This is a genomic window from Nocardiopsis sp. RV163 (assembly GCF_001029525.1).
GTDB classification, from domain to species: domain Bacteria; phylum Actinomycetota; class Actinomycetes; order Streptosporangiales; family Streptosporangiaceae; genus Nocardiopsis; species Nocardiopsis dassonvillei.
The window spans coordinates 1-6,913 of the sequence record NZ_LEKI01000223.1; the positions used below are offsets into that span (position 1 = coordinate 1).

Genomic DNA, 6,913 nt, shown 5'->3' on the forward strand with positions numbered 1-6,913 from the left:
GGTCGGGCCCGTCCGGGCCCCTGCGTCCCCGAGGAGGAACCCGGACGGGAGCGCTTCCTGCGCCCCTTCGCCGTGTCCGCGGGAGATCCCGACGCCCACGCCCTCGGCGTCCCCCGCAGCGGCCCGGACGGGCCCGACCTGCTCAGCCTCGTCGTCGCCGCCCGCGTACCGGGCCGCCACGAACTGCTGCGGCCCGAACGCGAGGCCCTCCTCCGACACGCCCTGCGCGCGCGTACCGTCGTCGAGCTCGCCGCCGAGGTGCGCCTGCCGGTCGGCCAGGTCAGGGCCATCGTCGCCGACATGGTCGCCGACGGCTCGCTCCAGCGCTGCGGTCCCTCGCGCCCGCTGGGCCGGGAGGACCTGCTGCACGCCGTCCTCGTCGGCCTGCGCGCTCTGTGACCGGCCCGCCCCCTTCCGCCCGGACCCGGATTGCTAGCGTGCCGATCATGCGCAGCACCGAACACATCGGCGTCATCGGAGCGGGCATCGTCGGCCTGGCCCTCGCACGCCGCCTCACCCTCCACCGCCCCGGCGCCCGCGTCACCGTCCTGGAGAAGGAGGACCGGGTCGCCGCGCATCAGACGGGCCACAACAGCGGCGTCGTCCACGCCGGGCTCTACTACAGGCCCGGATCCCTCAAGGCCACGCTGTGCCGGCGCGGCGTCGGCCTGCTCAGGGACTACTGCGCCGAACACGGGCTGCCCTACCACGAGGTCGGCAAGGTCGTCGTGGCCGCCGACGCAGAGGACGAGGCACGCCTGGACGACGTCGAACGCCGCGCGCGGGAGAACGGCGTCCCCGGCGTCACCCGGCTGGGCCCCGAGGGCCTGCGCGAGGTCGAACCCCACGCGGCGGGCGCCGCCGCCCTGCACTCACCGACCACCGCCGTCACCGACTTCGCCGCCGTCGCCGAGCAGTTCGCCGACGACGTGCGCCGGTCCGGCGGCCGGGTCCTGCTCAACACACCCGTGCTGGACCTGCGCCAGGAGCACGACGGCGTCCGCGTCCTCACCGGCGACCCCCGGGGCGAGCGGCTCGTCCACCGCTTCGACCGCCTGGTGGTCTGCGGCGGCCTGCACAGCGACCGCCTCGCCCGTATGGCGGGTGCCGCGGAGGACCCCCGGGTGGTGCCCTTCCGCGGCCAGTACCACGAACTCGTCCCCGAGCGCCGCCACCTGGTGAACGGCTTGCTCTACCCCGTCCCCGACCCGCGTTACCCCTTCCTCGGGGTGCACCTGACCCGCCACGTCCACGGTGAGGTCATGGCGGGGCCCAACGCCGTCCTCGCCACCGCGCTGGAGGGCTACCGGGCACGCGACGTGCGCACCCGGGAACTCGCGCGGACCCTGTCCTGGCCCGGGTTCTGGCGCCTGGCCCGCCGCCACTGGACCGTCGGCGCCCGGGAGGCCCTCGTGTCCGCCTCACGGGCCGCGTTCGCCGCCCAGGCCCGGCGGCTGCTGCCCGAACTGGCCGCCGCCGACCTCCGCCCGGCCCCGTCCGGGGTGCGCGCCCAGGCATTGGCCCGGGACGGCTCCCTGCTCGACGACTTCCACGTGGACACCCACGGGCGGGTGGTGTGCGTGCGCAACGCGCCCTCGCCCGCGGCCACCTCGTCCCTGGCGATCGCGGAGTTCCTCACCGACACGTTCGTCCCCTGACCGCCGGGGTAGGTGGCTCCGACACGGCCCCCGCGCGTGTCGGCGGGGGTTGTCCACAGGTTCGAGGACACTCTGGTACGGGCCTCCGCGGCGTCCCACCATAAGAAGTGGCGGCGGTGCGGGAGGGTCCCGCCACCGCCGCCGGAGGTGACCATGCGTGTTCTCCGGTGGGTCGCGGCGGTCCTCGCCGCCGCGCTCGCACTCGTCGCGGCCCCGGCCGCAGCCAGCCCACGAGGGGGAGAGTTGGACGGATTCACCATCGGGTACCTGCCCGACCAGATCGACGACCAGACCTCGGTCTCCGACTTCGACTACGAGTGGGGCGGCGTGTCCTTCTCCAGCCGGGTGTGGGAGACGACTCTGGAGGGGGGAGGGGCCAGGGTGGTCCTCCAGGTCCTGGTCATGCGCGGCGACAGGCTCACCGACCTGTCCGCCGTCCGCGGCTTCCTGACCGATTACCACGAGCGCTCACCCGACTGGGAGCTCACCGAGTTCGACAACAACGGCCACACCGCCCTGCACGGCGAGACCGAGGCGTTCTGGACGCCCTTCAGGGGGGCGGCGGTGGAGGTCCGCGACGCCTTCGGCCTCGTCGGCCAGAAGGAACTCCTGGCCACCGCACGGGGCGTCAGAGCCGCCAACCCCGCCTGAACCGGCCTCAGCAGCCCGAGAGCACCTCGCGCAGCGCCGCTTCCTCGTCCGGGTCCACGGTCAGGTCCCACACGTGCTTGACCTCGATCCACGAGACCACGTAGTCGCAGTGCGAGGCCTCCAACGGCGGCAGCCAGTCCGCAGGGTCGGCGTCGCCCTTGGACCGGTTCGTCGACGCGCTCACCGCCCACAGCTGGGAGGAGTCCAGGTCGTTGGCGAAGCGCCCGCGCTCCTCGGTCGTCCACGCGTGGGCGCCCGAGCGCCAGCCCTCCTTCAGGGCCACCATGTGGTCGATGTCCAGGTCCTCCGCCTCGCCCAGGGTCTCCCCGTCATAGGGGCTGTACCAGGAACCCGACACCGGTTGGCAGTCGTCGTCGACCCGCACGTCCTCACCGTCGCGCAGCAGGACCACCTGGCGGGTGGTGCAGTTGTCCTGTACGCCGCTGTCCCAGTGGGGGAAGAGCGCCCTGTCGTACCCCGGCGGATCGCTCTCCTCCTCCACCCGCAACTCCTCCATCCACTGCCGGGCCTGCTCCACCGACGAGGAAACACCGCCGTCCCCGGGCGCGGGCGAACCGTCGCCCCGGGGTTCGGCGGTGCGCTCGGGGTCCGGTTCGATCACTCCCAGCTGGTACAGCACGAACGCGGCGACGGCGATGACGCCGACCACGGCGGTCACCAGACCACTGATCTTCGACGCGGCCTTCTTGGGCATCAGGGGCTCCACAACGGGTCGGGCGCCGCGCGCGGACGGCGCGCGGTCGTCCCCACCAGCTTGGCCCATGCCGGACAGGGCCGTAACACCGCTCCGAGCCAGGTGTTGCTCACCAGTAGCCGCACCGGGAGGGCTAACCGAAAGGGAGAGGGAAACGCCGGGACGAGAGGGGCCGAACACGAAGGAGCCCAGCGGGAGCAATCTCTCCCCCCGCGATGTGGAGTCCTGCCCGGGCGCGGTCCGGCCGGCCCCGGAGCGTTAGGCGTACAGGACCGTGTTCGCCGGCACCGGCGCGCCCTCCACCAAGGCCGCAGCCACCGGCCTCTCCCACAGCCCCAGGTCCCCGCACCGCCTACTTCTTCCCCGCGTCCTCGTGCTCCACAGCCGCGCCGAGCACCGTGTCCGGCCACTCCTGGAAGGCGCGGACGAACCCCTCCACGAGCAGCGCGTAGGACCGGTCCGTGTCCTCGGGCAGACCGAAGCCGCCGCGTGTCTCCAGGTCCACGAACCCGTGCATCGCGCTGCGCAGGGCTCTGACCGCGTGCACCATCTGCTCCTCGGCGATGCCGAACCCTCGTAGGACGGCGGCCACCACCCGCACGGGGTCTGTGGCCGGCTCGGCCTCGGCCCCGGCCAGCACCGGCAGCTGCTGGAGGGCGATGTAGCGCCCCGGGTGGGTGTGCGCGTAGCGGCGGTAGGCGTCGGCTGTCGCGCGCAGCGCGTCCGGACCGGACCGGCCCACGGCTGCGCGTTGCACCTCCTCGCCGATCCCGTTCGCGCCCAGCAGCGCCACCTCGCGGCGCAGCCCCGCAAGCCCGTCGACGTGCTTGTACAGGCTGGGAGTGGCCACCCCGAGCCGCTTGGCGACAGCGGCCAGGGACAGGGAGTCGAACCCCTCCTCGTCGCAGAGCCGGGCGGCCTCCTCGGCCACCACCGCCGGTGTCAGCCCCGCCCTAGGCACCGGCTACCACGTCCCTGAGCAGCTCCTGGACGGCGGGCACGACCACGTCGGGCCGCTGCGCATGGGCGTAGTGGCCGCACTCGGGCACCATCAGCACCGAGCCCCCGACCACGGAGGCCACGTGGTCGGCATGGGATCGCGGGTCCCTCCAGTCGGGATCCTGCTCACCCATGACCACCACGGCCCGGGCCCGCATCCCCTCGGTGTCGGCGACGGTCTCGTTGGGCGCTTGGATCGTCCTGTACACGGCGCGGTAGCGGTCGGCCGGACGCAGCATCCCCAGGACGAGTTCCAACTGGCGCCGGTGCCCCTCGGGCCTGCGTCCGGTGTGCAACCGGTCGTAGACGGCGGTCAGGGCGCGGGGACCCCAGGGCCGCAGCAGAAGCAGTCGCAGGCCCAGGCGGGCGAACGGGCCGAGGGAGGGCGGGCCCAGGGCCGGGCCGAGCAGGGCGATGCCGACCACCAGGTCGGGCCGCTCCTTGGCCGCGATGGCGGCGGCGCCCGCGCCGAGGGAGTTGCCCACGATGACCACGTCTTCTCCGCCCAGTTCCTCGGCGAGGGCGAGGGCGTCGGTGGCCGCCGCCCGGCTGGTGTGGTCGTCGAAGGTGGTGTCGCTGTCGCCGTGGCCGCGCAGGTCCATGGCGGCGACCCGGTACCCGGCCTCGGCCAGCCCCGCGCCGACGAAGCGGAAGGAGTGGCGGTGGTCGAACATGCCGGGTACGCAGACCACGAGCGGGCCGGTGTTGTCGGCGCCGTAGAGGTCGTAGGCGATACGTCCGCGGGGACGTGTGAGGTAATGCAGCGTGTTCTCCCTGCTGTTTAGCTTTCCTTGATAACCATCAAGCTAATCGCATTAGCCAACCGTGTCAAGGGAGCCGGTCCCGGTTCTTCGAGGGAAGCGGTGGCCGCGGCGGGCCGAGGGCGTGCGACCTATGCCCCCACCACAGCCGATAGCGTGGGAAGGCCGGAAAACCGGATGGCTTTCCGTCGCGTCCGACCTACACTCCAAAGCAGATCGAGCCCCGTGGGGCTCGCCTTTCAACAGAGAGCAACACAGTGACCGACATCATCGACGAACTCCAGTGGCGCGGCCTGCTCGCGCAGACGACCGACCTTGACGCACTGCGCAAGGCGCTCGCCGATGGTCCGATCACCCTGTATTGCGGATTCGACCCGACGGCGGGCAGCCTGCACGTGGGCCACCTCACCCAGATCCTGACCCTGGCCCGCTTCCAGCAGGCAGGGCACCGCCCGATCGCACTGGTCGGCGGCGGCACCGGTCTCATCGGCGACCCCAAGCCCAACTCCGAGCGCCAGCTCAACTCGCTGGAGACCGTGCGGGGCTGGGTCGACAACCTGGGTCGGCAGCTGTCCGCGTTCCTGCGCTTCACCCCCGAGGGCGAGCAGCCGGAGCCGACCGACGCCGTCCTGGCCGACAACGCCGAATGGCTCGGGGAGATCAACGCCATCGAGCTGCTGCGCGACGTCGGCAAGCACTTCAGCGTCAACCAGATGCTTGCCAGGGAGACGGTGCGGAGCCGACTCGACGGCGAGGGCATGAGCTACACCGAGTTCAGCTACGTGCTCCTGCAGTCCTACGACTACGTTCAGCTCTACCGCCGCTTCGGCTGCACGCTGCAGACCGGCGGTTCCGACCAGTGGGGCAACATCACCGCGGGCCTGGACCTGGTCCGCAGGATGGACGGAAACGAGCCGCACGGCCAGGCGCACGGGCTGACCACGAACCTGCTCACCAAGGCCGACGGCACCAAGTTCGGCAAGACGGAGTCCGGCAGTGTCTGGCTCGACCCCGAGCTGACCTCGCCGTACGCCTTCTACCAGTTCTGGTTCAACGCCGACGACCGCGACGTGGTCCGCTACCTGAAGACCTTCAGCTTCCGCGACCGCGACGAAATCGAGGAACTGGAGCGCCAGACCGAGGAGCGTCCGCAGGCCCGCGCCGCCCAGCGCGTCCTGGCCGAGGACCTCACCGTCCTCGTGCACGGCGAGGAAGAGTGCCGAAAGGTCAAGGAGGCCAGCCTGGCGCTGTTCGGCCGCGCGGACCTGTTCGACCTGGACTCCCGTACGCTCGACGCCGCCCTGGCCGAAGTGCCCCGTGCCGAGGTCGACGGTTCCGTCGGCGGGCTGCTCGTGACCGACGCGTTCGCGCGGAGCGGCCTGACCCCGAGTAAGTCCGCGGCCCGCCGCGCCATCCAGGAGGGCGGGGCCTACGTCAACAACGTCAAGGTCACAGACGTGGAGGCCGTGCTCCGTCCCGAGGACGTGCTCCAGGGACGCTTCGTCGTGCTGCGCAAGGGCAAGCGCAACATCGGCGGCCTGGTCCTGAACGGCTGACGCGGCGCTCCGCGGGCTGGTGTCCTGCACCGGCCCGCGGAGCGGCTGGAGCCCAACGGGTTTCGAGCGGGAATCTTCCGGGCAGTATGCCGGTTGTCTGAACAAAAGCCGACGTAACAGCGCGGACCCGGTGTGAGTACCGCGCACGTCATAGGGGCTCGAACAAGCCGCCCGCCAGGGGCGACAGAGTCCCGGATCGCGCGGTCGACGCGCGTACCGGGCTCCGTCTTGACGTCTGCCCCCACCCTCCCTATACTCGGACGAGTCGCTGCGGGACGGCGAGCGGCCTTCGGGCCGGCTCGGAACCGGACCGGGTCCGGCGACACCCCTCCTCCCGAACAAGCCGGTTCGAGCACTGCTCTTCATCGGCTAGGCTTCCGGAGGCGCTTCCAAGGAAACACGGAAGCGGAACAGGAAACGGGCTTTACCCCGAACGGGAACACCACAAACCGCCGATTTGGCGGGGCGCGGAACACCTGATAAAGTAAAGACACAACAAAGCGGAAACGCACAACGCCTTCGGCGGAAAAGCTCACAGCAGCTTGTACACGAAGAGCGGTTGTTTCTTGAGAA

General features: G+C 71.5%; 7 protein-coding genes. 4 read left to right on the forward strand and 3 right to left on the reverse strand.

The features are described 5' to 3' along the window. The 3 genes from ABD54_RS24510 to ABD54_RS24520 form a co-directional block, all read left to right on the forward strand. Window positions 1-399 (forward strand): DUF742 domain-containing protein (locus ABD54_RS24510; RefSeq protein ID WP_047871905.1); only part of this gene is annotated, 399 nt, incomplete at its 5' end. Between the two features lie 47 nt (window positions 400-446). Continuing rightward, window positions 447-1,658 (forward strand): L-2-hydroxyglutarate oxidase, encoded by a 1,212-nt coding sequence (gene lhgO, locus ABD54_RS24515; protein ID WP_047871909.1) that lies wholly within the window; start codon window positions 447-449, stop codon window positions 1,656-1,658. Window positions 1,659-1,901: 243 nt separating this feature from the next. Further along, window positions 1,902-2,309, forward strand: coding sequence for a hypothetical protein (locus ABD54_RS24520; protein WP_082166978.1), 408 nt, complete (start codon window positions 1,902-1,904; stop codon window positions 2,307-2,309). Between the two features lie 7 nt (window positions 2,310-2,316). Here ABD54_RS24520 and ABD54_RS24525 read toward each other — a convergent pair whose 3' ends face one another. From ABD54_RS24525 to ABD54_RS24535, 3 genes are all read right to left on the reverse strand, one after another. Further along, complete coding sequence (locus ABD54_RS24525; protein WP_047871911.1) at window positions 2,317-3,024, reverse strand: HNH endonuclease family protein; 708 nt, start codon at window positions 3,022-3,024, stop codon at window positions 2,317-2,319. Between the two features lie 352 nt (window positions 3,025-3,376). After that, the gene (locus ABD54_RS24530; protein ID WP_047871906.1) at window positions 3,377-3,985 is read right to left on the reverse strand and encodes a TetR/AcrR family transcriptional regulator; all 609 of its coding nucleotides are present in this window, start codon (window positions 3,983-3,985) and stop codon (window positions 3,377-3,379) included. Continuing rightward, window positions 3,978-4,787, reverse strand: coding sequence for an alpha/beta fold hydrolase (locus tag ABD54_RS24535; protein WP_047871907.1), 810 nt, complete (start codon window positions 4,785-4,787; stop codon window positions 3,978-3,980). Before ABD54_RS24535 ends, ABD54_RS24530 begins: the two co-directional genes overlap by 8 nt. A 254-nt stretch (window positions 4,788-5,041) precedes the next feature. On the opposite strand from ABD54_RS24535, the gene tyrS reads away from it, so the two are divergent. Further along, entirely contained in the window at window positions 5,042-6,340 is a 1,299-nt protein-coding gene (gene tyrS, locus ABD54_RS24540) for a tyrosine--tRNA ligase (RefSeq protein ID WP_047871908.1), read from the forward strand. Window positions 6,341-6,913: the final 573 nt, after the last annotated feature.

What these genes read in the sequence shown, in the direction of transcription:
- lhgO (WP_047871909.1), top strand. Translation starts at nt 447, where the DNA reads ATGCGCAGCACCGAACACATCGGCGTCATCGGAGCGGGCATCGTCGGC.
- ABD54_RS24525 (WP_047871911.1), bottom strand. Translation starts at nt 3,024, where the DNA reads ATGCCCAAGAAGGCCGCGTCGAAGATCAGTGGTCTGGTGACCGCCGTG.